Source organism: Acinetobacter sp. NyZ410 (assembly GCF_022828975.1).
Lineage (GTDB): Bacteria > Pseudomonadota > Gammaproteobacteria > Pseudomonadales > Moraxellaceae > Acinetobacter > Acinetobacter guillouiae.
Window position 1 is genome coordinate 1,226,101 of sequence record NZ_CP094620.1, and the last position, 25,149, is coordinate 1,251,249.

Here is a 25,149-nt window from a genome sequence, read left to right on the forward strand (position 1 = left end):
ATTATTCTCTTGAAAAGTTGGTATATAAGCCATCAAAAATGTGACTTGATAATTCAAGGAGCTGATCATCATTACTTATTTGGCATCGCAGCCCTTGAATGATTTTTTCAATACCAATAGCTTCAGGAGGTTCTATTCCCCCTATATCAAGGTAATGAACAATTTCTGCGATTTTTTTTAGTGCTGGTGTTTCTAAATTAAAGCTATGTAAAAGAACTTCAAATGTTACCCAGTGATTGATATGGCTGAAAGTTGCTCCATCAAAATCGAATCCTAGTGCTTCTTTGGGGCAATCATGGGGTGTTTCTAACCAAATAAAGGTTGGTGTGTTATCAATGAAAGTTTTAATTAGCCATGCAGAGGCTAAACGATCAATCCACGGTCTTTGACGAGTTGCCCAAGTTCTATTTTGGTAATGAGTTTTATCCAAAAGTTGGACATGAGCCTGTATGGCCTGTGGTTCGTTTGCTTCGCCAAGTCGAGCAATAGAAAGTTCTAATAATGAAAGTTCATTTAAAACCTGTGCTTGAGTTTCATCAGGGAAATAGTCAATTTCTACCAGTGCATCAATACTTTTTCTTAATTTACGAACTTGTTTCAGCAGCTCTTTTTTTTCATCTTTAGTTTGATGATCTCTTAGCTCAGTGACCTGTTTATAGAGGGTATCGTATTCTTCTTTTCGGTTGAAAATAGGTGCAAGCTCAAGGTTAAAAGGTGATTCAGCATGAAAAACGTAAGCTGACCCTTGTTCCGAAATAACATCATTGGCAATAGAATCAAACTTTTCACTATGAGCAATAGGAAGTAGATAAACGCCATCTCTCAGGGTTGCTGCACCGCTTGCTTTAAGTGAACGCCAGACTCTCATGCGAGTCGTGGTGTTTTGTGTAGGCAATGAAGAAATGAGTAAGGATATTTTCATGTAATATACTCAACATATTTGTTAATTATATTACACATAAAAAATAAAAAAATACAAGGTGTAGTTAAAAGTTATTGCTGTAGAGAATTAAAAGCAGGCACTGCAACTGATTTATTGGTTATAGATGATCAAGTAAATGTAAGAGTGGCTTGGTTCAATTTTTAGAAAAATATTTAATAACTCATTTTTTATCGGAGATTTAGGATGAAACTGAATTGGAAGTTTTTCTGGATTTATTAAAAAAGTACAAATAGGACTTGCTTTGTATTTTTTTACTTGTATCCTAACCTTGTTCAAAGATTTTGCTTGATGACCATGCTAACAGGTAAGTATTTCAAACTTATGCTCGCATTTACCTTGTTGTTGTTTACTTTTACAACAACGGGCTTGTATGCGTGGCTGCCTGTTATTGTTAAAAATATAGACCATCAGCATCAATTAAATATTTCTGTTCAATCAGAGAGTTTAAGCCAGTGGTCGTTAGAGCATCATGACCATGATGAAGCCATCGCTGATGACAGTAAAAACCATCATTGGACAAGTTATGATGAACCTACCTATCATCATTCCGTAAAGCCTGTTCATGCTGATGATGAATTGGCTTTAGACCCTGTGTTTATTCTAAGTTTTATCACTGCTCTTATTTTTCTGTTCCTAAAGTTATCTGAACATCGGATTCGGGTATTTGACTTTAGGAAACGAATATTTATTTTACGTAATTCCTATACCTATACAAAAGCTCTTATCGTTCTAACAAATTGATTTTTCTATACAAAAAATAATTCTTCATTTTTTTGTATAGGTAAAGTCATGTCTAAAATTTATCAGATATTTCTTACCTGTGGTTTGGTAGTCACGGCAGCACCTGCTTTTGCAAAGCAAGATTATGCCCGACTACAACAACAGGTATTAGCAAACGATGCAATTCTCCAGAGTTTGCAGCAATCGCAGTCTGCGTATGATGTTAATCAACAATATGCTGGGCGATTGAACAATCCAACTTTTAATGTGGAGTTGGATAATTTAGGAAATTCCAAGCTAAAAGAGCTTGATGGCCCTACCACCATGATTGGGCTTTCTCAAGATATTCCCTTGAATAATAAGCTACATTTACGTAAACAACTGGCAGGGTTTCAGGGTAGCAATAACCAGTTTGAGATTGTCAAACGTCAGGCAGAACTTAAATCAGAATTAAGGACTTGTCTATCAAACTGGTATGTTGCAACTCAACGTGCTGAAATTTTTTCAACCGAAAGTAATTTGTATAAACGACAAGTGAATGTACTCACTGAAAAGTTAAAGTACGGTCGTGTGATTCCCTCTGATGTCCAGTTAAGTTCGGCGTTGTCAGCAGAATCAGCTTTACGTTATCAAAATGAGTTAAAGAAGATTCAATATCAGAAAAATCTTTGCTCTAAGTATCTTCCTGATTTGCCAAATCAAGCCATTGAAGTGCCTTTGGATAGTAACTTTTCCAATCGTGTCAGTTTATTGGAGCAGGAAAGTGTCTTAAAAACACAGTTGGCAAAAACGCAACTTGAATTGGCAAAAAAAGAGGCTGTACCTGATATTACATTGGGTGTTGGTGTCCGAAATTATCAGGAAACCAGTGACAAGGTATTTTTAGTTTCCACCTCAATTCCACTCGCTGTCTTCAATCGTAATAAAGGCAATATTGCCATTGCTCAAGCAACCCAAGCCAATGCGGAAACTCAATCTGTCTGGGCAAATCGTAACGCTAAAATTGAATTGGAAAATAAATCGGTTGAGATTTCAAACCTGATTGATGCAATCAAGCAATATGACAGCACGGTATTACCCGCAGCCAATGAAAGTTTACGTATTGCTGAACTGGGCTATCAGGCAGGCAAGATTTCTCTATTGGAATTTAATAGCAATAAGCAAATCTGGTTGGATAAACAGTTAGCCCGTTATGACCTGTGGTTGGCTTTGCAAAATCAAATTGCAGAGATTGAAAAAAACTACGTCACCAATTTAGAGCAGGAATATGGGGAACAACATGAATAAAACCACCAATACTTTAATTGCAACAGGTGTTGTTGCATTACTGATTATCCTGTGTGCGATTGCTTGGTATAAGACAGGTAATAAACCACAGGCGAGTTCAGGTGAAGCGGTAGAGGAAAGCGTTACGGTTGCAGGTGATGAAAAAGGCCCACATGGTGGACGCTTATATCGAGATGGCGATTTCTCTACGGAAGTTAAGATTTTTGAGGAAGGTGTTGAACCTCATTTGCGTGTATATGGCTATTTCAAGGATAAGCCCTTAAAGCCTCAAGAACTTACAGCAAATATTTTCATCAAACGTCTTGATGCGGAACAGAATATTCGCTTTGTTCCTGAAAGTGACTATCTGATTGGAAATGAAGTGATTTATGAACCACATTCATTCTTGATGATGATTAATGTTGAATATCAAGGCAAAAAGCATACATGGCAATGGGACACCAAAGAAGGTCGTGCCAATATTCCCGATGCCAGTCTAAAAAGTAGCGGACTGGAATTATTAACGGTTCAACCGATGATGTTTGAAAATAGCTTACAGCTTAAAGGTGAGCTGAAATTTCCAGACAATTTTGAGAGTTTTATTACCCCAAAAGCAAGCGGTACACTGGTTAAAACCTATCGTACCATTGGTGATAAGGTCAGTCAGGGTGACTTGTTGGCAACCGTACAAAGTCAGGATGTGATTCGTTTAAATGCGGAACGTACCATTGCTCAGGATACCTTGCAATTTACACGTAAAAAAATGGAGCAAGAACGGGCTTTATGGCAAAAACGTGTTTCCCCTGAAATTGACTATATTAATGCCAAACGTGAATTTGATAATGCTCAGGTCCGTGTCAATGAGTTAAATAACATGATTAGCTCATATGGTGGTTCTAGCAATGGAATGATTGAAGTACGTGCTGGCATGTCAGGTACAGTGTTGGAAATCCTCAGTGCCATTGGTACAAATGTTAATCCATCTACCCCGATGTTTAAAATTGCCAATACCTCACAGCTTTTGGCAGTGGTGAATATACCTGCTGATCAATTGAATGTGGTGAAAGCAAGCAATAAAGTCACCATCAAGTCACAGACAGCAGATTCAGAAGAAGCACTGGGGCGTATTAAATATATCAGTGATGTGATTGACCCTAAAACTCGTACCGCTCAAGCCTTTGTTGAAATTCCCAATCAGTTTAACTGGCGTTCAGGTCAGTTGATTTCAGCACAAATCTTTGAAAGTCAATCCATGAAACCGATGGTGGTGCGTGAAGATGCACTACAAACCTATCGTGACTGGGATGTAGTTTTTCTTCGTGTTGGTGATGACTTTGAGGTTCGTCCACTCGAATTGGGGGAAAAATTCAATGGCTTTGTTGAAGTCAAATCGGGTTTAAAAGTTGGACAAAAATATGCAGCAGGTAATTCTTATCTTATAAAAGCAGAGCTGGGTAAATCTGGCGCTTCTCATGACCATTAAAAGCAGGAGTAGCGAACATGTTTGACCAGATTGTAAAACTGTCAATCAAGAACCGTTGGTTGGTATTGATTGTATTTTTGTTTATCGGTGCATTTGGTGTCTATAACTATTTCAAACTGCCAATTGATGCAGTCCCTGATATTACCAATGTTCAGGTACAAATTAACAGCGAGGCTCAGGGACTCTCGCCACTGGAAATGGAAACTCAGGTGACCTTTCCAATTGAAACAGCCCTAGCAGGTATCCCCAATCTTAACTATACGCGTTCGGTATCAAGATATGGATTATCACAAGTCACTGTTATCTTTAAAGAAGGTACAGATATTTATTTTGCCCGCCAATTGGTGAATGAAAGGATTCAAGGTGTTGTACCAAGTCTGCCAAGTGGTATTTCCACTTCAATGGGACCTGTGTCTACAGGGCTTGGCGAAATCTTTATGTACACTGTTGAGAATGCACCCAATAATCCAAATCCAATGTCAGCTACGGATTTAAGGACATTGCAGGACTGGGTGATTAAGCCGCAACTGCGAAATGTTGAGGGCGTCAATGAAATCAATACCATTGGCGGCTATGTAAAACAATTTGTGGTACGCCCTAATTATGCTTATCTGCGGAGTATCGGCTTAGACCAACAGGTGATTGTTGAAGCCATTTCAAAAAATAGCATGAACAAAGGTTCTGGTTATATTGAAAAAAATGGTGAGCAATATCTTCTGCGTTCGGATTCACAAATTACATCCATCGAGCAAATCAGAAATATTCCAATTACCACAAGTAACGGCTATATCCTGCGTTTAAGTGATGTTGCAGAAGTGTCTATTGGAAACGAATTGCGTACAGGTGCAGCGACCAAGAATGGTCAGGAAATTGTACTGGGTACGGCATTCATGTTGATTGGCGAGAACTCCCGTAATGTTGCCCATGCTGTAGACCAAAAATTACAGGAAGTCCAAAAATCGCTACCCGAAGGTGTTGAAGCAAAAGCGGTTTATAACCGTACTACACTGGTTGATGCCACGATTGAAACAGTTAAAAAGAACCTGTTAGAGGGTGCAATCCTTGTGATTGTGGTTCTATTTATCTTTCTGGGGCATTTCCGTGCTGCACTGATTACTGCAATGGTCATTCCATTATCCATGTTGATGACCATTACAGGGATGGTCAATCAGAAAATCAGTGCCAACCTCATGAGTCTTGGTGCATTGGACTTCGGGATTATCGTTGATGGTGCTGTGGTGATTGTAGAAGCATCTCTGGCAAAACTTGCTTTAAAACAGAAAGAGTTAGGGAGAGTACTCACTCGACAGGAACGATTTGCCACAGTATTTGATGCCACCAAAGAATCCAGAAAAGCCATTCTTTATGGTCAGCTCATTATTATTCTGGTTTATCTACCTGTGATGACACTGACAGGTGTTGAAGGAAAAATGTTCACGCCAATGGCAGCAACAGTGGTGATGGCATTACTTGCAGCAATGATTCTCTCGATTACTTTTGTTCCTGCCATGATTGCATTGGTGACTACAGGCAAAGTAAAAGATGAAGAATCTAAAATCATTCATGGCATTAAGAAGTTTTATAACCCTGTTCTGAACTGGTCACTTAATCATCGAATGGTACTGGTTGCTTTTGTCGCAGGTTTCTTGGTCTTTAGTGCCAGCTTATCTAGTCGTCTTGGTTCAGAGTTTATTCCATCACTGGATGAGGGGGATGTGGCATTACACGCATTGCGTATTCCTGGCACGTCTTTAACTCAGGCAATCGAAATGCAATATGCACTTGAACGAGAGATTAAAAAGATTCCAGAGGTCAAAACCATTCTTGCCAAAATTGGTACGGCAGAGATAGCAACTGACCCTGTACCGCCAAACGTGGCAGATAACTATGTCATGTTAAAACCCCGTAGTGAATGGCCAAATCCAAATAAGGAAAAAGCTGATGTCGTGGCAGAAATTGAACGAGTTTCAAAAGGCGTTTATGGCAATAACTACGAGTTCACTCAGCCAATTCAAATGCGTTTTAATGAGTTAATTTCTGGTGTTCGTACAGATGTCGCTGTAAAAATCTCAGGCGATGATTTGGAACAACTGTTGGAGCTGGGCAATGAAGTTGCAGATATTCTTGAAACAGTCAATGGAACTGCCGACTTAAAAGTTGAGCAAATGTCTGGTTTGCCAATGGTTTCGATTGAACTTAAAAGGGACATGATTGCTAATTATGGTTTAGATGCGGAGGATGTTCAAAATAAAGTGTCTAGTTTGATCACTGGACAAACCGCAGGCAAAGTATTTGAAGGCGATAGAAAATTCGACATTGTCGTCAGAATGGAGGAAAGTTCGGTGAGCAATCTGGAAAAACTCTATCAAATTCCAATGCGGTTGCCAGATGGTTCAAATGTACTGTTGTCTGATTTGATTGAGCTAAAAACCATTCAAGGGCCAAACCAGATTTCTCGTGAAAATGGTAAACGCCGAATTGTTATCACTGCGAATGTGCGTGGAACAGATATAGGTAGTTATATTGCTGAAGCTCAAGCGAAAGTCGATTCCCAATTCAAATTACCAGAAGGTTACTGGATGTCTTGGGGAGGTACATTTGAACAGATGCAATCTGCTACCAATCGTTTGATGGTGGTTGTACCTGTAGCATTGTTATTAATCTTTAGCATGATTTACATGGCATTGGGTAATATCCGCAATAGTTTACTGGTGTTTACGGGTGTGCCATTTGCATTAACTGGTGGTGTCATTGCTTTAGCGTTACGGGATATTCCACTTTCCATTTCTGCTGCTGTCGGTTTTATTGCTCTATCGGGTGTAGCCGTACTCAATGGATTGGTACTGGTCACTGCCATTCAACGCCTGCAAGCTCAAGGTCAAAATCTGATTGATGCTGTCAAACATGGTGCTGTAGAACGATTAAGACCTGTCTTAATTACGGCTCTGGTTGCTTCTCTGGGCTTTATTCCAATGGCATTAAATGTCGGCATTGGTTCGGAGGTTCAACGCCCAATCGCCACAGTGGTGATTGGCGGGATTATTTCTTCCACCTTACTCACATTGATTATTCTGCCTACGCTGTATGTCTGGTTCAATCAAAGAGCCAAGCGTAAAGCAGAAGTAGAAAATTTCTCTGAGCAACAGGTTTAGGGAAATAATGAAATGATGGGCATGGTGCAAGATAAAAAGTTTAAAGGAATAATGATGTGGCTGGTCTGCATCCTTAGTCTTGCATTGTGCCTGCATTCTAATACACATGTCACTGAAACCAGTTCATTTCAGAACGCACCTTATGCAGAAGCACATCCACATCAGCACGAAGTGAATCAACTGCATAAGCATAATCATCAAGATACTTATCATGAACATTTTGTTGGTTATGATGTCAGTCAAAATATCAGTTTTACTGTACTGATTTTCAATTCTGAAATTATTGACAGAATCAAACACTATACCTTTCTTGTGATGAGTCGCATTTTTAAACCACCAAAAAATTAATGATTTATCAAATCATTATTTAATTTTTGGAGTTTAATTTATATGACAAGTTCTTTCTTGCAGTGGGTGAAATCAAGAAGCCGCTTAAAACTGATTGCAGTATTAAGTCTATTTCTGTTTAGCCCAATGTTATTTGCACATGGCGTTTCGGAAGGTGACAAAGGTTACATTCAGGAAATCTACGGTGTCCATATCATCCCATTTATCTATTTGGGAGCGAAACACATGGTCACAGGATACGACCACCTATTGTTTCTGGTTGGCATTATTTTCTTCCTATATCGAATGAAAGATATTGGCTTATATGTCAGCCTTTTTGCCATTGGTCACTCAATCACAATGCTGATTGGCGTGTACTACAACATCTCAATGAATGCCTACATTATTGATGCAATCATTGGTTTCTCTATTGTTTATAAAGCCTTAGATAATTTGGGTGCTTATCAAAGATGGTTTGGGTATCAACCCAATACCAAAATTGCAACCTTAATTTTTGGTCTGATACATGGTTTTGGTTTAGCCGTCAAAATTCAGGAGTATGAAGTTCCTGAAGATGGTCTATTGGCAAATTTAATTTCATTTAATGTCGGTGTTGAACTCGGTCAGTTCATGGCTCTGTGCATTATTTTGCTATTTATGACCATGTGGCGAAAAACCCCTTACTTCTTTAAAACAGCCTATCAAGGTAACGTCTTTTTGATGTTTCTGGGCTTTTTATTGGTCGGCTATCAGCTTACTGGCTTTATCACACAATAAGGATTGAATTATGTACAACACTGAAATTCCAAAAGACATTCAACTTCCATCTTCCAAGAAGCTGATTAAATCAACAGCAATCGCAGCCGTTAGTGCGGTAGTTGTATTGGTGACATGTGTGATGCCTGCTGAATACGGTATCGACCCAACAGGTATAGGAAAAGCCATCGGTTTGGTTGAGATGGGAGAAATTAAACAGTCTTTGGCTGAAGAGGCTGAACAGGGATTAGGCGAAAACACAGGTGGTTTTGCAGAAGAGTTTGATATTTCTGGACAAGATACGGGTGTTTCAGAGGCAACTCAAGCTCTCGGACAAACAGAAGCCAATACAACGGCTTTAAGTGAACCAACCACAATGATGCCTGCCGTGACCAAAGAATCCATTTCGATTGACCTCAAGGCTGGTCAGGCAACAGAAGTGAAATTGGCAATGCCTAAAGGTGCAAGTGTTAATTTCGACTGGAAAACATCAGGTGGTGGTTTGAATTTTGATACACATGGTGACCCAGTGAATGCCCCTAAAGATTTTTATCATGGCTACGCTAAAGGGCGTAATGAAACACAGCAGTCAGGTACTTTAACTGCGTCGTTTGATGGTAGACATGGCTGGTTCTGGCGAAATCGTACTGAAGAAACTGTAACTGTGACTTTAAATGTTGAAGGACAGTTCAGTGAAATGAAACGAGTTTTTTAATCTATACCTCATCTTTTAAGGGTGAAAATATCCTTAAAAGATTTAAAAACAGTAACCAAACTTATCAGGAATATCAAAATGTTAAATTTCTTTAAACATCCATCATACAAGCATTTAGTGTTAGTGCCTGTTATTGCACTAGGTATAACCACCATGACAACTGCACAGGCTGAAACACAAACTGCATCTGCTACACAGACTGCTAAACCTGCTATCGCTAAAAAAACGGTATCTATTACCTTAAAACCAGGTCAAGCGACTGAAATCAAACTTGCAATGAATAAGGGAGCAAACGTCAAGTATGAATGGAAGTCCACAGGAGGCTTAAATTACGATACGCATGGTGACCCAGTGAATGCCCCTAAAGATTTTTATCATGGCTATGGTAAAGGTCGAAATGAGACTCAGCAATCAGGGACTTTAACGGCTGCATTTGACGGTAAACATGGTTGGTTCTGGCGAAACCGTAACAAAGAAGCTGTCACAGTCACTTTAACAGTTGAAGGGCAGTTTAGTGAAATGAAACGGATTTTTTAATCTATTCAGGGACATTTAAGGGCAATGCTCTTAAGTGTCCTATGGATAAAGCAGATGAATCAGGAGAGCCGATAAAATGTTTACAGTATTAAAAAACACAACATATAGACATCTATTTCTTGCACAAGTGATTGCATTAATTGGTACTGGCTTAATTACGATTGCATTGGCTTTACTTGCCTATGATATGGCTGGAGAAAAAGCGGCACAGGTTCTCGGCATCGCACTGGCAATTAAAATGATTGCTTATATTGCTGTTGCACCTGTCGCTTCGGCTTTTGCAGAACGATTACCCCGAAAAAAGGTTTTGGTTGGATTAGATATTATTCGGGCATTAACAGCACTTTGCTTACCATTTGTAACCCAAATCTGGCAGATTTACCTGTTAATTTTTATTCTACAATCCGCATCAGCAGCATTTACCCCTACATTTCAGGCAACGATTCCAGATGTATTGCCTGATGAAAAAGATTATACCAATGCCTTATCACTCTCTCGTCTAGCTTATGATTTAGAAAATATTATCAGCCCGATGTTGGCAGGCTTGCTACTGACAGTGATTAGTTATAACAATTTATTCTTGGGTACAGTCATTGGCTTCATTGGTTCGGCATTATTTGTTGTCAGTGCAAAACTACCTGTCGCAAAAATTCCTGAATTTAAAGGTATATATAGTCGAATCAAACAGGGGGCGAAAATATATTTTAATACTCCACGATTGAAAGCCTTACTTGCCTTAAATCTAGCGATTGCTTCGGCAAGTGCTGTCGTTATCGTCAATACAGTGGTACTGGTCCAATCAACCTTTAAACTGACCGAACATGCAACGACTTGGGCTTTTGGTCTATTTGGTCTTGGCTCTATGCTTTCAGCATTTATATTGCCTAAAGTTCTTGATAAATTTAATGATAGAACAGTGATGCTAACAGGCACAACCATACTGACAATTGGATTATTCACAGGCTATTTCATTCATTCCTATGCTTGGTTGTTGGCATTGTGGTTTATTTTGGGTGTGGGCTATTCAGTGGCTCAAACACCAACAGGGCGATTAATCCGTAAATCAGCATCCAGTGAAAATAGAACAGCTTTATTTGCCGCACAATTTGCGTTTTCTCATGCTTGCTGGTTAATCACATATCCATTGGTAGGCTGGTTGAGTACAACCTTTGGAACATTATTTACATTTATACCAATGGCAATTATCGCTGTACTGGCATTAATAATGGCAACGTTATTATGGTCACAAACAGATGAAGAAGCCAAAGTCCATACCCATGATAATTTACCATCAGATCATGAGCATTTGAAAGAACACCAAATCAATGGGCAGCATGTCCATGAATATATCATTGATGAATATCATCAAAAATGGTTGAAATAATGCTTGGCTATTTAAGTTTATTTCTCAGTGCTTTTGGAGCTGCTACTTTACTACCGCTTCAATCAGAAGCTGTACTCGTAGGTCTTATTAGCACTGGAAAATATTCAGTCGTTTTATTGATTGCTGTTGCAACATTTGGAAATGTCTTGGGTTCATGTGTAAATTGGTGGTTGGGTACTCGAATTGAGCAATACAAAGATAAGAAATGGTTTCCTGTATCAGAAACCAAATTGTCTCAAGCACAAAAGCTATATCAGCAATATGGTTCACCAATATTGTTATTAAGCTGGATTCCTGTAATTGGTGACCCGATTACTTTAATGAGTGGGGTTTTAAAGGAAAAATTTATCACATTCTTTATCATTGTGTTTATTGCTAAGTTATTGAGATACTTATTTTTGTACCTAATATTTTTAGGTGTATTTCTAATGTAGTTTAGTCGTTTTTTTAGATGAAAAATCATTCAACATGATATACATGCCTTTACTCAAAGAAAGATTGAAAAATACTCAACTACAGGTCAAGTGAAAATATTTTTTCCCTTTATTCTCAACCAATTCCCCTTATTTCACTGCCTTGCTTGAGATTGATAATCTGGCTTGATATGGTGCTTTTGATGATGGAAAAATAGAGGTTTTACGATGGCTCAAATTACAGTTTATGTATGTCATAATTGTGGCAAGGAGGAGGATATTTGGGTTGGACAGTGTCTTCAATGTGGAGCATACAATAGTTTCAGCAAAACAACAGTTGAACGAAAGGCTAAACATCGGGCTACGGCAGGTTTAAGTCATTCTGGCTATGCTGGACAAAAACATCACATTACTAAATTAAATGCAGTTAAGGTGAGTCAGGAGATTCGGTGTTCAACAGGCATAGGCGAATTTGATCGTGTATTAGGTGGTGGTCTGGTCACTGGATCAGTGGTATTAATTGGCGGTGATCCTGGCATTGGCAAATCAACGCTACTTTTACAAACAGCGACTCATATCGCAGAAAATCAATCGGTTTTATATATCACAGGAGAGGAATCATTATCACAAGTTGCTATGCGAGCTAAACGATTGGGTTTGCCACTGGACAGACTGGATGTCATGGCAGAAACAAAGGTAGAGCGTATTTGTGAAATATTATCGGAACAAAAAACCTCTATGGTGATTTTGGACTCTATTCAAACCTTATATACGGAGGCTATTCCTGCTGCTTCTGGCAGTACCTCACAAATTAAAGAATCAGCTTCAATTTTAACCCGATTTTCCAAGCATACAGGAATATCTTTACTGATTGTCGGGCATGTCACCAAAGAGAAAGAATTGGCAGGACCAAAAGTACTTGAACATATGGTTGATTGTGTCTTGCATTTTGAAGGACAAAGCGACTTACAGTATCGCATGCTCAGAGTGGTTAAAAATCGTTTTGGTGCGGTGAATGAGTTAAGTGTATTTGACATGACAGATCAAGGGTTAAAGGAAGTCATCAATCCAGCAACGATTTTCTTGGATCGCTATGGTGAGGCAGTCGCTGGTTCTGTTGTCATGGTCAGTCGAAATGGTGTGCGACCATTTTTAGTTGAAGTACAGGCTTTGGTGAGTGAAACAGAAACTGCACCTAGACAGCTTATTTTAGGTTTGGAGCATAATCGTCTGACCTTGCTGCTGACTATCATGAAAGAACAAGCCAAAGTAGATATTCTTAAACATGATGTTTATGTCAATATTGTGGGCGGATTAAAAATTACAGAAACAGCATCAGATTTAGCCGTGCTATTGGCTTGTGTATCTAGCCTAAAAAATCAACCCTTACCTCACGATATGGCTGTGTTTGGTGAAGTAGGCTTGTCTGGTGAGATTCGGTCTGTACCCAATGCACAGGAACGTATAAAGGAAGCACAAAAGAACGGATTTAAAACTGTAGTTATCCCTAAAATGAATCAGCCAAAACAACCTATAGATTCTATAAAAGTAATTGCTGTGGAATATTTATATCAAGTCTTACAGGCTGTTTTTGAAAATGATGCTTTGGTTGTAAATTAAGCGGCAGTAAAAATCCTTTGGTTCAACGTATGCTATGCTTTTATCTCATCATGGATGATTAGCCTAAAAGGTTTTTAGAAAGAAACCTGAGTAGGATGTTAGATTTCTGTAAAAAATATCAATAAGATGAAAGTTTGCCACAGCCTGTGGCAAAATTGCCGTATTCTTTGTGCTGATAAAGATTATTTAGATATGGAAATTGCTTTGCAGGATGAGGGTAAGCCTATGAGGGAGCGAGTACCAGCTCTTATTTATTACCTCAAGATAAACTGCAAACTTTAGTATCCAATGAATTAAAAAAATGGAGTCGTTGGATTAAAATTGATGATTGAGGGTAATGAGGCGAATAAAGTGACTGATGTAGATAACCCAAAAGATTTTTCTGATGTTTTACAACACATTCAACGGTCACGTCAGAAGATTTTTGCCCAGATTAATACAGCTCTTATCGAGCTGTATTGGCACATTGGTCAGATTATTAGTTATAAAGTCAACTCTCAAGGATGGGGGAAAAAAGTCGTTACAGATTTGGCACAATACATAGCACAACAAGACCCTGAACTTAAAGGATTTAGTGATAAAAATCTGTGGCGTATGAAACAGTTTTTTGAGACATATCAAGGAAATGAAAAACTCTCACCACTGGTGAGAGAATTGTCTTGGACACATAACACCATTATTTTTTCACGCTGCAAGACTGTAGAAGAACGTGAATATTATTTAAAACTATGTATTAAAGAACGATATTCAACACGAGAGCTAGAGCGTCAGATCAGTACATCACATTTTGAACGTACCATGCTAGGTAATCAAAAACTCTCAGCAGTGCTGAGAGAATTGCATCCAAGCATTAACAATACGTTTAAAGATAACTATGTATTGGAATTTCTAGGCTTGCCCATGCAGCATGATGAAAGTCATTTGCAAAAAGCTCTAATTAAAAATATGAAGCAGTTTATTCTTGAGTTAGGGAAAGACTTTATTTTTGTTGGTGAAGAATATCGCTTACAGGTTGGCAATCAGGATTTTTTTATTGACCTATTATTCTTCCATCGTGGTTTAGCAGCTTTGGTTGCGTTTGAATTAAAGATTGCCAAATTTAGCCCTGAACATTTGGGACAGCTTAGTTTCTATCTTGAAGCCCTGGATCGTGATGTGAGGAAACCTCATGAGAACCCAAGTATAGGAGTGCTGTTATGTCGGGATAAAGATGAAGATGTGGTAGAGTATGCACTATCACGCCATTTGTCACCGACAATGGTAGCTCAATACGAATTGCAGTTGCCTGATAAAAAATTGATTCAGGCAAAATTACATGAGCTGTCTGAAAATGTATCCTTTAATGATGATAGTGATGCTTGATGTACAGCATTCAGTGTGTATGAACAAGGATTGAACAAACGAATTGGTGGAATTTTAAAGCAGTAAAAATAGTAGTAAAAAACTGAATGTATGTTTTATTTATTATTATTTTTCAGTAGCTTGAATTGTGAGTGTGACTATCACCGCTTCCGCCAAATATCTAAATAAGCCCTTGTTTTTACAAGGGCTTATTTTTTGTCTGTAGTTTTACCCCACAACCTACCCCTCATCAAATTTTGGATTGGATTGGCTACTTTTAGCTGTATTTAGAAGACTAAGGAATGTAGTTTAAAAAACTGTATTTAAATCTAACTATATTCTTATTCAAACGATTCTTAATTCTAAATATTTTCACTATCCATTTGCTTAGCTTGCTTGACGCTATATAACGTGCAGATTATCCTTAGCCTGCTGACCTACATCGTCAGCGGGTTTTGACAGACCCAATAACAAAGACAATATGTGAAATCTCATTTTGCATGTTGTGGACCCGTTCGTCCCCCTTTCTTTGCGGTAGGGCGGAGGGGGGACGCGCTTGCGCGTGCTGGTTTCTTTGTTACCAGTCTGTCAACCCTCCTTCGTTCTGCCACCATCAATTGACAGTGATTTGGCAGGATTCTTTTAAAACAAAGGAGTACGCCATGCGCTTACATCAATACCGTCTTTTACATTTCTCTTTTTTCATGTTTGTGCGATTGGGTGATTAGACCTGATGCCGTGCAGTCAATGCATAGCTGTGTCGATGACTTTCTAAGAATAAAACTTTTTCAAGTACATATTACCGATATGAAGATGAATCTCTCATGCTGTTTTGAGGGTCATAGATCCGTGTGCTTTATCGTCTATAACACTTCAAAAAAACATAGATATTCATTCCAACATTTATGACATGGGGAGCACTGTGTTTGATTAAGACCAAGACCAGTGATGCCTATAAAAAAAAAGAGAAAATGATGATGTTTAAAACCTTTCTAAAAACGACCCTGATTTCATCACTACTTGCAGGCGCATCATTGGCGCAGGCAGGCTGGTTTGCACAAGCCAGTGAATCCTACCTTGTTCAAGCACGTCATACAGGTGGTGGGGTTTATCAATGTCTTTATAAAACCAATCCGGGCAACCGTGGTTGGCGTAATTTCACGGTGAACTTTCAGGGTGGTTGCCCACGCTTCGTTCACTTTAATGCTCAGAATGGTCAAGTTACTGTACCCAACTAAAGACGGGGAGCATTTGAGATGAACCAGAAAACAATATTGGGCTTGGCGGCAATCTTAGCCCTGACTCTGATCAGCATCGCAGGCTTCTATTTCTTTAGCCTCCAACATGCAACTGAAAAAACTGTTCAAGCCAACACTTCTGAGGCTAGCTCTGCACAGCCTTTGGAATCTGCCAGTTCAGAAGCAACATCCACCGAGATTGCAGCGGCAGAAGTGGACGGGATCGATGTCAAAGAACTGACCACGGGAAGCAAAAGTCTGAGTCCAGCAGACCATGAACCTGAGCTGCTGAGTTTTGAATTTGATAAAAACCTAAAGTCTGTCGATACCTTGCTGTCGATGCTGCCTTATGACGAACTGCCTCAGTTTGAGCAGGACAACATAGACAAGTATCAACGCTATGTCTTTGCCAAAGCCGCAAAAGATACAGCCAAATCAGTGAAAGACTTCAGCTTACAGGAACACGGAGCACTGGAATCGGAGCAGGCGGGTAATCGTTACTACGTTTATAAATTTGATATTGGCACAGACTGTGAAATTCATCTGGTCAGCATTGATTTAAATACAGGCGATTATGGCGTGAGCTATAACTACTGCTAAGGATGAACTTGATGAAGCAACTTTTAAAACCCTTACTCCTCGCAGTGACTACAACGACAGGCATCATGTTGAGTGGCTGTAATGCTGGCCTTGATCCAAACACGTTTACGGTCGAACTCGATGTAATTGATATCAGTAACTGGTATGCCCAAAATCAATCCGCTACGGTATTAACGATCCGTTCTAACAGTGCAGAGCCTATCGATGTCAGCGATGTTTCTGTCAATCATGGACAATGCCGTTATGAAGGCTATCGTCGATCATTGGAATATCCGCAGCATTTTAAGATGGGGCAACGTTTAAGACTGAAATTAACAGACTGTAGCTACAGTAATGTGGTGCAGGTTGATGTCGAAACAGATAAAGGCACTGCAAGCTATAGCTTTCAATAGCGACTCTCCTCGACAAAGTAAAATTTAAATCAAACCGTGTCCTCAATGGGCACGGTTTTTTTATGCCCTCAATTCAGCTTTTCGTACCCAATTCATTTAACAAGGAATATTCAATGTCCTTAATTCAATGCCCCTATTGTCAGTCCACCCATGTCAGACAGACTGATTCAAGTCATGCAAACGCCAACTATTTCGAACAACTGCAACGCTGTATTTCACCGACACAGATGGCGCTGTTCGGCATACAGCTTGCCAAAAAGGCAGGATTCCCGCCTTTTACAGGCGCAGCCATCGGTGTTGTGGTGGGTGGTGTATTGGTTATTGTCAGTCAGTACTGCTATGAAAAATATTACAGCAATGCCGAGCAGTATCTCTGTTTGGATTGCCAACAAGCGTTTGCATGGGTGCCGTAATCGCATCTCTGACTTTACACGGTTACATCTTTGAATAGATGGATTGTTTAAACCCTTACAGCACATTTCTGCATCTTTACATCTTTCACTTTTATTTAAGGAATAATCAAAATGGCACATCAAATTGAACAAATGGCGTATGTCGGTCAAACCCCATGGCATGGTCTAGGCAATCAACTTAGCCAAAACCAACCGATTGAAGTCTGGGCCAAGCAAGCGGGCATGGATTGGCGCATTGAATCATCCAATGTCAGCTACATGGCTCAAAACTCACGTGGACAAAGCATCATCATGCCGTATGAAGAACAACGGGTACTGTACCGTTCAGATACCCATGCTCCTTTATCGGTGGTGAGTCAGCGTTATCAAGAAGTCCAACCGATGGAAATTCTGGAGTTCTACCGTGATCTGACTGAGCAATCAGGCTTTGAACTGGAAACCGCAGGTGTCCTAAAAGGTGGGAAAAAGTTCTGGGCTTTGGCACGTACAGGACAAACTGCAGAATTGAAAGGTGGGGATGTCAGCAATGGCTATATTCTGCTAGCAACCGCATGTGATGGTACTTTAGCCACCACCGCACAATTCACCAATATCCGTGTGGTGTGCAATAACACCTTAGCGATTGCCTTACGAGGGCAGAGTTCCAATGCAGGCGTGGTCAAAGTACCGCACAGTACTAAGTTTGATGCCGACAAAGTCAAAGATCAACTCGGTATTTCAGTGAAAACATGGTACGACCACATGTATGAAATGAAACAACTCACCCAACGTAAAGTCACCCAGAAAGAAGCAGCAGCTTATTTTGATGCGGTATTTAACAACAATAGCCTAAGTGCGATGGAACAGGAGGATAACATTATTCAGTACTACCGTAATGTCGCGTCTCAAGCCAATCCACAACCCAATAAAACTGAACCGAATGGACGTGCCATGACCAAAGTCATGAATATGTTTAATGGGCAGGGACGTGGAGCAGACTTATCTTCAGCCAAAGACACCGCCTATGGACTACTTTGTGCGATCACCGAGTTTGTCGACCACGAACGTCGTGCGATGAGTACCGATCACCGCCTTGACTCTGCTTGGTTTGGTGCAGGGGCAGCATTAAAGCAACGTGGATTAGAGCAAGCATTATATCTTGCAGCCTAAATTTTATCTTGTATCCCTCTTTGCCACATCTTCGGATGTGGCTTTTTTTATGCCGTTTTAAAATCAATGATAGAAGGATAAACCCATGAATCAGATTATAAACCCAACAGTAACGTCTCAATCTCAGTATTTACCTACTATAGCCAATGACAAGCCTAAACAAAGTCAATCAGGTTCAAAACGCAGCTTAAATGCCAAACGTCTGATCAACACCAAACAACTGGACTATCAGGCATGGCTGGAAGTGCGTAAACAGGGAATAGGCAGCAGTGATGCCGCAGCTGCCTGTGGCTTGAATCCTTATATGTCGATGCTAGAACTGTGGATGATTAAAACAGGACGGGTACAGCAAAATATTGAAGATGAAAGCTCAGGGCATGCACCTTTATATTGGGGCAAGCAGTTAGAACCCTTGGTCGCAGAATACTACAGCATGCACACCAATAATAAAGTCCGTCGGGTCAATGCGGTACTGCAGCACCCTGATCCTGACAAAGCCTTTATGTTGGCGAACTTGGATTATGCCGTAGTGGGCAATGAAGACGTACAAATACTGGAATGTAAAACCGCAGGAGAATATGGCGCTAAACTGTGGCGAGATGGTGTGCCGTTATACGTGTTGTGTCAGGTACAACATCAGTTGGCCGTTACAGGCAAGCAAGCGGCACATATTTGTGTGTTGCTGTGTGGACAGGAAACCAAAATCTACAAAGTCAGTCGTAATGAAGCTTTGATTGAACAGATCATTCAGGCAGAACGATTATTTTGGGAATGTGTTGAAAATGACGTTCCGCCAGCAGTGGATGCCAGTGAATCGGCAGCCAAAGCTTTACAGCAGCTCTATCCTGAACATACCCCACTGAGCTGTGTTGATCTAACGGAGGTGAAACTTGCTAATGAACTGTTTGATCAACTGATTGAAGAAAAGAAGCAGATTGAACAACACCAAAGCAAGTATGACCTACTCAAACACCGAGTTCAGGCACTGATGCAGGAACATGAACGTGCCGTATTTCAGCAAGGTTCAGTGACATGGAAGAAGAGCAAGGATAGTATTAGCCTGGACATCAAATCCTTACTTCAGCACCAACCTGAACTCATCCAACAGTACCCACTGCAGAAAGCAGGCAGTCGTCGTTTCAACATTTATCACGATTAGCTCAAAACTTAGAGTTAATCACTCAGCAAGAAGAAATCTGAAATCCCGTGCAGCCCTGCATGGGATTTTTTTATGCCGATTTTATTTTAAGCACACAGGGCAACACATCTAAACATCTCAACGACAGAGGAATTTCAACATGATTAAAGGTTTAGCAATCACACCACCCATCTTGGGACGGATCAGTATCGGCAAAGTTGTCGAAAAGAACGGGAAACGCATCCCTGAGAAAGACGATCAGTTCACCATTACCAGTCAAATACAGGGTAAGGACGGTTGGATTAAACACCCCTTGGATGAGCAATTGCGTAATCAAGCACCGAATCAAAAGTTACGTAGCATCCCTGTACGTATGATCTTCAATGACCCTGAATTGAACTTACGTGCCGAGTACAGCTTGTTTGACCGACAGACAGGTCGCCCGATTTGTGTGGGGAATGGTCAGACCTGCCAACGTATGACATCACAAGGTGTAGAGCAACATCCTTGTCCATCACCCGAATTATGCCCACTTGGACAAGGTGGACATTGCAAGCCTTATGCACGCCTGCATGTCAATTTAGGCGAAGCCGATGAGTTTGGGACTTTTATTTTCAGAACCACTGGTTTTAACAGCATTCGCACTTTGGCAGCACGTTTGAATTACTACCATGCAGCATCAGGTGGTTTGTTGTCGTGTTTACCATTGCAACTCACGTTAAGGGGAAAAAGTACCACTCAAAGCTATCGTCAGCCCGTGTATTACGTGGATTTAACGTTACGGGAAGGCGTGGATTTGCAAACAGCAATTCAGACGGCTAAGGAGATTGACCAACAGGGAAAACAGGCAGGGTTTGATCAGGCGGCATTAGATCAGATTGCACGGCAGGGTTTTGCCAATGCCAAGTTTGAGGTGCATGCAGAGGAGGGGATGGAATTGCTAGAGGAGTTTTACCTACACAGTGACAGTTCTGTAGATACAGAGCATTCAGCGCAATTGGGCTATGTGCAGGAGATTCAGCAAGGTTTAAAGCAGAGTGTGCAGGCAGTGAATTGAGCACAGTTGAATTATCTAGTCAGCTTGGTAAGTCAATTAATGGATTCTGAACAAGTTGGCTAGTCACTAATTGAAGGGAGCTTTGGCTCCCTTAATTTTTTTGTTATTCAGGAGTGATAATGCAGGCTTCAAAAATAGCGATCAGTCCATCTAGCCGGCAGTTGAATCCATCAATATTGGCCTGAATCCAGACTTCCTTATTGTTAATTTTACTCCACTGTACCCCATAGCCGCAGTGAGCAAGTAGGTGTTCAAAGAAGATACGCTGGGTGCGTCCATTGCCTTCACGAAATGGGTGAATCACGTTGACTTCACAATAAAAATCAGCGATTTTTTGGATAAGTACTGGTTTGGCTAAACCTTGAAAAGGCTCTAGACTAGCAGAATAGATATGTTAGTCTAGAATCATGATAGAAAACAGTAAATTAAGTCACTATAAGATTTAAAAAATTATTCAGTGCTTTTGCATTGATATTCCTGCTTCTAAAACAGCCTTATTGCTTAACTTGAACCGTAATACCATCAACTATTGGTACATGCTTTTTAGAAAAGCAATCTACGATCATCAAACAGATTTAAGAGCAAAGTTTGTAGGTTCTATTGAAATTGATGAGAGCTATTTTAGGGCAAAAAGACAACGTGGTTTTCATGGGAAGTTGAAGCGAGGTCGAGGTACTTTAAAACAACCTGTATTTGGAATATTTGAAAGGAATGGTCGAGTTTATACAGAAATAGTCCCTGATTGTAAAAAGACTACATTACAAAAAGTTATCTTAGGTAAAGTTGCACTTGAAAGTGTAATTTATAGTGATGGTTGGCGTGGATACAATGGTTTGGTAGATGTTGGTTACTCAAAGCATTTTAGAGTAAATCATGGAGTGAATGAATTTGCTAGAGGACAATGTCATATAAATGGAATAGAATCATTCTGGAGCTTTTGTAAAAGAAGGCTAGCAAAGTTCAACGGTATATCAAAAGAGTATTTTGATTATCATCTTAAAGAAACAGAATGGCGTTGGATGAGGGAGCCTAATGAGCTAGCAACAGAGTTGTGGGACCTCATTAGGTAAAACTAAGTGCAAATCTGCTAGTCTAGAGCCTCAAAAATTATGGATATTTTAAAGAAGGAACGACAATGAAAATTAAATTTTTAACGGTCTCATTGATGTTTATTTTGCCATTTTCTGTTTTTGCAGCAAATGGACAAGTCGAAAAAGCGGTCATTGAATCAAATAATGCGTATAAAACCAAATATAATTTAGACGATATGACTGAGTTTAATTATGCGCAAAAAGGCTTTATTGCCAAGCCAACAGGTCAAATTAAAAGTGAAAAAGGCAATGTGATCTGGGATTTTGATGCATTTAATTTTTTAAATGATCCAGCACCAAATACTGTTAATCCTGCGCTATGGCGACAAGCAAAGCTCAACAATAATGTTGGTCTATTTAAAGTGACAGATCGAGTTTGGCAAATTCGTGGTTTTGATTTGGCAAATATGACCATTATTCAGGGCGATACTGGCTGGATTATTGTGGATACATTAACCTCTAAAGAAACGGCGGAAGCAGCACTTAAATTTGCTAGGCAGCATTTAGGTGAGCAAAAAATTTCAGCCATTATCTTTACCCATAGCCATATCGATCATTTTGGTGGTGCATTAGGCGTTCTTTCTACAGAAGAAATTAACGCTAGAAAAACCCCAATTATTGCGCCGCAAGGCTTTATGGAAGAAGCGACCAGTGAAAATGTGATGGCAGGTTCAGCCATGATACGTCGTGCGACTTATATGTATGGAACTTTTCTACCAAAGAATGTGGAAGGATTGGTGGATACAGGTTTAGGTAAGGCTGTTGCTGTGGGTAAAATGGGCATCCTTGAGCCTACACAACTGATCACCCAAGCAGAACAGAAAATGACCATTGATGGTTTGGATTTTGTGTTCTATAACGTGCCGGGTTCAGAAGCGCCAGCAGAGTTAACATTCTCTATTCCATCACTGAAACTTTATAATGGCGCAGAAATTCTTTCGCATACCATGCATAATCTTTATACCCTCCGCGGTGCTAAAGTCCGTGATGCCTTAAAATGGGTGGGCTATTTAGACCAAGCAATGCAGCATGCCAAAACATCCGATGTATTGATTGCACAACATCATTGGCCTGTCTGGGGTAATGACAATATTCAAGATTTTATTAAAACCCAGCGAGATGTTTATAAGTTCACGCATGATCAGACGGTGAGATATATGAACTCTGGTTTTAATGGTGCTGAAATTGCCGAGAAAATTCAGCTTCCAGCGGCACTTGATCAAAAACTCTATGCGCATGGCTATTATGGAACTCTTAAGCATAATGTAAAAGCGGTATACCAATACTATATGGGATGGTTCGATGCTCATCCTTCCAATTTAGATCCATTGCCACCTAAAGCTGTTGCAAAAAAATATATTGAGTTGGCAGGTGGGGAGAACAATGCATTGAAAAATGCGCAGGATGCCTATGCTCAAGCTGACTATAGATGGGCTGCCGAGATTTTAAAACATATTGTGTTGAATAATCCTCAAAACCAACAAGCAAAAGACTTATTGGCAAATACGTATCGTCAATTGGGCTATGCTGCTGAGGCTTCGACTTGGCGTAATTTCTTTTTGGTGGGCGCTCAAGAGCTACAAAATAATGTACCCCTACAAAATACTTCTGATCCGAGTGATTTATTGATTCACACGCCAACTGAAAGATTTCTTGAAGCCATGGCAACAAATTTAGATGTAGAAAATTTAAAAAATGAAAACCAGTGTATCAATCTGGTTTTGTCGGATACCCAAGAGAATTTTTCATTATGGGTTGAAAACTCAGTCATGCAGTTTAAACGTCATGATGACAGTAATGGTTTGGCATCGGATTGCCCAACATTAACCGTAACCAAGCCCTTATATCTAAAAATGATTACAGGTCAAATAGAAGGGGTAAAAGTTCTGCTGTCTAAAGACAGTAAAGTTAAAGGCAATCCATTGAAAATTGGAAAATTCTTTGCAATGTTTAAACGTCCAGATTCAATTTTTCCAATTGTGACGCGACCAAATGGTTAGAGGGAAATGACGAAGCTTAAAAGTTTTTCATTTGAAAAATTAAGAGTTGGTTGGGAAAGGAAAGTAATTACTTTTAGAGGCAATTAAAGATTACCCACGATGTAAATCGTAGGTAATCTTATTCTCTTACTCTCTCAGTTTTATAAACCCTTTTTCAGTCAATCTATGATCATGGGTCAGATAGCCTTGCTCAATGCAACATTGAATTGCCTCATTGATTTTATCTTGTACACCAATGGATAAATTAAATCGACGCTGAGAATACATGATATATCGCCAATCTAAAGTATCACCAACTATATCTTGGACTGTAAAGGCACCTAGAACAAATTGGACTGCCAAATGAAGATTTGTATACATGGATTAATACCAATAAAAAATAGAAATCCCATTTTAAAACACTCCCAAAAGCACGATTTTTTTATTCCTAAACTTTTAAAACACCCAATATCACTGACCCAATCAAAATCATCAGGATTCATTTTTAGTTATCTAACTAATATCCATCATAAGTATTTAAGGTCTGTATATCTTAGCTTGAGACCTTACAACGAAAAAGTCTCTTTATCAGCTAAAATATTATTTGGTATTACTGAACTAGGGTTATATCCATATCGATGTAACTGGGTATTGGCACTGGCTTGAATTGTGAATTAGCTAGGGCTCCTCTATAATTAAATTCTTGCGTGTAGAAAATAGAGAAGTATGTCATCACAATCTCAAGTCGCTTCTACTCAGGTGACAAAAAGGCAAACCAAGCCAGCAGAAGTCCGAATTGATGAGCTGATGAATGCTGCACAAACGCTTTTTTTAGAAAAAGGTGTGGAAGCTACCACCATTAGCGAAATTATTGCCAGTGTGGGTGTTGCTAAAGGGACCTTTTATCATTACTTTGAATCGAAACAGCATATTGTTGAAGCCTTAAAAAAACGTTATATCGATTTTTTTATCTCGGCTTTAGATAGTGCAGTTGCAACATGTGATGCTGAAGATTGGGTCAGTCAATTTAAGGTTTGGGTCTCTGCCAATATACAAACCTACCTCGAAAGTTATCCTATACATGATATTGTTTTTGGTGCACATCACCATGAACGTAAAAATAATGAAAAAAATATGATATTGGAACAATTGCTGCAAATCTTAAACGGCGGGCAGCAGGCGGGTATTTGGCATTTAGAACAGCCAAGATTGACTGCGTTATTGATTTATTCTGGTGTGCATGGGGTTGCAGATGAAGCAATTGCCAATCAACTGCACGATAGCACAGATTTTTCTCAGCAAATTGCGCTGCAATATTTAAAAATGCTCCATCATGATGGCTGACTTTCAGCATTATCTTGAATCTTATAAATCGCTTCTCGTCTGATATTCTTTTATGATCAATTTTAATTAGAACCCTAAACGATGCATTTTA

General features: G+C 39.6%; 23 protein-coding genes and 2 pseudogenes. 22 read left to right on the plus strand and 3 right to left on the minus strand.

What is annotated here, in order from left to right; genetic code table 11:
- Position 1 precedes the first annotated feature (1 nt).
- A complete protein-coding gene (locus tag MTO68_RS05750; RefSeq protein ID WP_004677565.1) occupies positions 2-922 on the minus strand; it encodes a chromate resistance protein ChrB domain-containing protein in 921 nt (306 codons plus the stop codon).
- Between the two features lie 315 nt (positions 923-1,237).
- On the opposite strand from MTO68_RS05750, the gene MTO68_RS05755 reads away from it, so the two are divergent.
- The 19 genes and pseudogenes from MTO68_RS05755 to MTO68_RS05845 all read left to right on the plus strand — a co-directional run bounded on the left by MTO68_RS05755 (position 1,238) and on the right by MTO68_RS05845 (position 20,644).
- Entirely contained in the window at positions 1,238-1,684 is a 447-nt protein-coding gene (locus MTO68_RS05755) for a hypothetical protein (protein ID WP_035328354.1), read from the plus strand.
- 48 nt (positions 1,685-1,732) lie between these two features.
- Positions 1,733-2,950, plus strand: coding sequence for a TolC family protein (locus MTO68_RS05760; protein WP_125316980.1), 1,218 nt, complete (start codon positions 1,733-1,735; stop codon positions 2,948-2,950).
- Positions 2,943-4,412, plus strand: coding sequence for an efflux RND transporter periplasmic adaptor subunit (locus MTO68_RS05765; protein ID WP_078390278.1), 1,470 nt, complete (start codon positions 2,943-2,945; stop codon positions 4,410-4,412). The genes MTO68_RS05760 and MTO68_RS05765 overlap by 8 nt, the downstream gene beginning before the upstream one ends.
- 17 nt (positions 4,413-4,429) lie before the next feature.
- Positions 4,430-7,564, plus strand: a complete 3,135-nt coding sequence (locus tag MTO68_RS05770) for a CusA/CzcA family heavy metal efflux RND transporter (RefSeq protein ID WP_118901339.1) — start codon at positions 4,430-4,432, stop codon at positions 7,562-7,564.
- 12 nt (positions 7,565-7,576) lie between these two features.
- Positions 7,577-7,912 (plus strand): hypothetical protein, encoded by a 336-nt coding sequence (locus MTO68_RS05775; RefSeq protein ID WP_004677556.1) that lies wholly within the window; start codon positions 7,577-7,579, stop codon positions 7,910-7,912.
- 42 nt (positions 7,913-7,954) lie between these two features.
- Positions 7,955-8,668 (plus strand): HupE/UreJ family protein, encoded by a 714-nt coding sequence (locus tag MTO68_RS05780; RefSeq protein WP_004677554.1) that lies wholly within the window; start codon positions 7,955-7,957, stop codon positions 8,666-8,668.
- 10 nt (positions 8,669-8,678) lie between these two features.
- Positions 8,679-9,362: a transmembrane anchor protein gene (locus MTO68_RS05785; RefSeq protein WP_078390275.1), complete on the plus strand. Its 684-nt coding sequence runs from the start codon at positions 8,679-8,681 to the stop codon at positions 9,360-9,362.
- A gap of 171 nt (positions 9,363-9,533) precedes the next feature.
- Positions 9,534-9,899: pseudogene (locus tag MTO68_RS05790) on the plus strand (transmembrane anchor protein); the annotation flags it as partial.
- Positions 9,900-9,975: 76 nt separating this feature from the next.
- Positions 9,976-11,283 carry an MFS transporter gene (locus MTO68_RS05795; protein WP_004677549.1) on the plus strand — a complete coding sequence of 436 codons (1,308 nt, stop codon included), beginning with the start codon at positions 9,976-9,978 and terminating at the stop codon, positions 11,281-11,283.
- Positions 11,283-11,717 (plus strand): YqaA family protein, encoded by a 435-nt coding sequence (locus MTO68_RS05800; RefSeq protein ID WP_004677547.1) that lies wholly within the window; start codon positions 11,283-11,285, stop codon positions 11,715-11,717. The genes MTO68_RS05795 and MTO68_RS05800 overlap by 1 nt, the downstream gene beginning before the upstream one ends.
- Positions 11,718-11,924: 207 nt before the next feature.
- Positions 11,925-13,316 (plus strand): DNA repair protein RadA, encoded by a 1,392-nt coding sequence (gene radA, locus MTO68_RS05805; RefSeq protein WP_004677545.1) that lies wholly within the window; start codon positions 11,925-11,927, stop codon positions 13,314-13,316.
- A gap of 324 nt (positions 13,317-13,640) precedes the next feature.
- On the plus strand, positions 13,641-14,678 hold the full coding sequence (locus tag MTO68_RS05810) for a PDDEXK nuclease domain-containing protein (protein WP_118901335.1): 1,038 nt from the start codon (positions 13,641-13,643) through the stop codon (positions 14,676-14,678).
- Positions 14,679-15,634: 956 nt separating this feature from the next.
- A complete protein-coding gene (locus tag MTO68_RS05815) occupies positions 15,635-15,895 on the plus strand; it encodes a hypothetical protein (RefSeq protein WP_002058491.1) in 261 nt (86 codons plus the stop codon).
- 18 nt (positions 15,896-15,913) lie between these two features.
- Positions 15,914-16,495 carry a hypothetical protein gene (locus MTO68_RS05820; RefSeq protein ID WP_042053798.1) on the plus strand — a complete coding sequence of 194 codons (582 nt, stop codon included), beginning with the start codon at positions 15,914-15,916 and terminating at the stop codon, positions 16,493-16,495.
- 11 nt (positions 16,496-16,506) lie between these two features.
- A complete protein-coding gene (locus tag MTO68_RS05825) occupies positions 16,507-16,887 on the plus strand; it encodes a hypothetical protein (RefSeq protein WP_151789753.1) in 381 nt (126 codons plus the stop codon).
- A gap of 113 nt (positions 16,888-17,000) precedes the next feature.
- Positions 17,001-17,300: a hypothetical protein gene (locus MTO68_RS05830; RefSeq protein WP_042054042.1), complete on the plus strand. Its 300-nt coding sequence runs from the start codon at positions 17,001-17,003 to the stop codon at positions 17,298-17,300.
- 111 nt (positions 17,301-17,411) lie between these two features.
- Complete coding sequence (locus tag MTO68_RS05835; RefSeq protein WP_042054040.1) at positions 17,412-18,449, plus strand: DUF932 domain-containing protein; 1,038 nt, start codon at positions 17,412-17,414, stop codon at positions 18,447-18,449.
- 85 nt (positions 18,450-18,534) lie between these two features.
- Positions 18,535-19,608 carry a lambda-exonuclease family protein gene (locus MTO68_RS05840; RefSeq protein ID WP_191109091.1) on the plus strand — a complete coding sequence of 358 codons (1,074 nt, stop codon included), beginning with the start codon at positions 18,535-18,537 and terminating at the stop codon, positions 19,606-19,608.
- Between the two features lie 139 nt (positions 19,609-19,747).
- Entirely contained in the window at positions 19,748-20,644 is an 897-nt protein-coding gene (locus MTO68_RS05845) for a hydrolase or metal-binding protein (RefSeq protein ID WP_191109092.1), read from the plus strand.
- 103 nt (positions 20,645-20,747) lie between these two features.
- On the opposite strand, the pseudogene MTO68_RS05850 reads toward MTO68_RS05845, so the two are convergent.
- A pseudogene (locus tag MTO68_RS05850) lies at positions 20,748-21,011 on the minus strand (Fic family protein); the annotation flags it as partial.
- 82 nt (positions 21,012-21,093) lie between these two features.
- On the opposite strand from MTO68_RS05850, the gene MTO68_RS05855 reads away from it, so the two are divergent.
- Positions 21,094-21,714 (plus strand): IS1595 family transposase, encoded by a 621-nt coding sequence (locus MTO68_RS05855; protein WP_114837874.1) that lies wholly within the window; start codon positions 21,094-21,096, stop codon positions 21,712-21,714.
- Positions 21,715-21,779: 65 nt separating this feature from the next.
- A complete protein-coding gene (locus MTO68_RS05860) occupies positions 21,780-23,735 on the plus strand; it encodes an alkyl sulfatase dimerization domain-containing protein (protein WP_151789783.1) in 1,956 nt (651 codons plus the stop codon).
- A gap of 126 nt (positions 23,736-23,861) precedes the next feature.
- Here the strand turns inward: MTO68_RS05860 and MTO68_RS05865 are convergent, their stop codons facing one another.
- Complete coding sequence (locus tag MTO68_RS05865; RefSeq protein WP_151789784.1) at positions 23,862-24,095, minus strand: hypothetical protein; 234 nt, start codon at positions 24,093-24,095, stop codon at positions 23,862-23,864.
- A gap of 345 nt (positions 24,096-24,440) precedes the next feature.
- On the opposite strand from MTO68_RS05865, the gene MTO68_RS05870 reads away from it, so the two are divergent.
- Entirely contained in the window at positions 24,441-25,058 is a 618-nt protein-coding gene (locus MTO68_RS05870; protein WP_042053816.1) for a TetR/AcrR family transcriptional regulator, read from the plus strand.
- The last annotated feature ends 91 nt before the right edge of the window (positions 25,059-25,149 follow it).

What these genes read in the sequence shown, in the direction of transcription:
- MTO68_RS05815 (WP_002058491.1), top strand. Translation starts at nt 15,635, where the DNA reads ATGTTTAAAACCTTTCTAAAAACGACCCTGATTTCATCACTACTTGCA.
- MTO68_RS05845 (WP_191109092.1), top strand. Translation starts at nt 19,748, where the DNA reads ATGATTAAAGGTTTAGCAATCACACCACCCATCTTGGGACGGATCAGT.
- MTO68_RS05750 (WP_004677565.1), bottom strand. Translation starts at nt 922, where the DNA reads ATGAAAATATCCTTACTCATTTCTTCATTGCCTACACAAAACACCACG.
- MTO68_RS05760 (WP_125316980.1), top strand. Translation starts at nt 1,733, where the DNA reads ATGTCTAAAATTTATCAGATATTTCTTACCTGTGGTTTGGTAGTCACG.
- MTO68_RS05765 (WP_078390278.1), top strand. Translation starts at nt 2,943, where the DNA reads ATGAATAAAACCACCAATACTTTAATTGCAACAGGTGTTGTTGCATTA.
- MTO68_RS05865 (WP_151789784.1), bottom strand. Translation starts at nt 24,095, where the DNA reads ATGTATACAAATCTTCATTTGGCAGTCCAATTTGTTCTAGGTGCCTTT.
- MTO68_RS05830 (WP_042054042.1), top strand. Translation starts at nt 17,001, where the DNA reads ATGTCCTTAATTCAATGCCCCTATTGTCAGTCCACCCATGTCAGACAG.
- MTO68_RS05870 (WP_042053816.1), top strand. Translation starts at nt 24,441, where the DNA reads ATGTCATCACAATCTCAAGTCGCTTCTACTCAGGTGACAAAAAGGCAA.
- MTO68_RS05840 (WP_191109091.1), top strand. Translation starts at nt 18,535, where the DNA reads ATGAATCAGATTATAAACCCAACAGTAACGTCTCAATCTCAGTATTTA.
- MTO68_RS05780 (WP_004677554.1), top strand. Translation starts at nt 7,955, where the DNA reads ATGACAAGTTCTTTCTTGCAGTGGGTGAAATCAAGAAGCCGCTTAAAA.
- MTO68_RS05795 (WP_004677549.1), top strand. Translation starts at nt 9,976, where the DNA reads ATGTTTACAGTATTAAAAAACACAACATATAGACATCTATTTCTTGCA.
- MTO68_RS05770 (WP_118901339.1), top strand. Translation starts at nt 4,430, where the DNA reads ATGTTTGACCAGATTGTAAAACTGTCAATCAAGAACCGTTGGTTGGTA.
- MTO68_RS05835 (WP_042054040.1), top strand. Translation starts at nt 17,412, where the DNA reads ATGGCACATCAAATTGAACAAATGGCGTATGTCGGTCAAACCCCATGG.
- MTO68_RS05860 (WP_151789783.1), top strand. Translation starts at nt 21,780, where the DNA reads ATGAAAATTAAATTTTTAACGGTCTCATTGATGTTTATTTTGCCATTT.
- MTO68_RS05825 (WP_151789753.1), top strand. Translation starts at nt 16,507, where the DNA reads ATGAAGCAACTTTTAAAACCCTTACTCCTCGCAGTGACTACAACGACA.
- MTO68_RS05810 (WP_118901335.1), top strand. Translation starts at nt 13,641, where the DNA reads ATGATTGAGGGTAATGAGGCGAATAAAGTGACTGATGTAGATAACCCA.
- MTO68_RS05800 (WP_004677547.1), top strand. Translation starts at nt 11,283, where the DNA reads ATGCTTGGCTATTTAAGTTTATTTCTCAGTGCTTTTGGAGCTGCTACT.
- MTO68_RS05755 (WP_035328354.1), top strand. Translation starts at nt 1,238, where the DNA reads ATGCTAACAGGTAAGTATTTCAAACTTATGCTCGCATTTACCTTGTTG.
- radA (WP_004677545.1), top strand. Translation starts at nt 11,925, where the DNA reads ATGGCTCAAATTACAGTTTATGTATGTCATAATTGTGGCAAGGAGGAG.
- MTO68_RS05775 (WP_004677556.1), top strand. Translation starts at nt 7,577, where the DNA reads ATGATGGGCATGGTGCAAGATAAAAAGTTTAAAGGAATAATGATGTGG.
- MTO68_RS05785 (WP_078390275.1), top strand. Translation starts at nt 8,679, where the DNA reads ATGTACAACACTGAAATTCCAAAAGACATTCAACTTCCATCTTCCAAG.
- MTO68_RS05820 (WP_042053798.1), top strand. Translation starts at nt 15,914, where the DNA reads ATGAACCAGAAAACAATATTGGGCTTGGCGGCAATCTTAGCCCTGACT.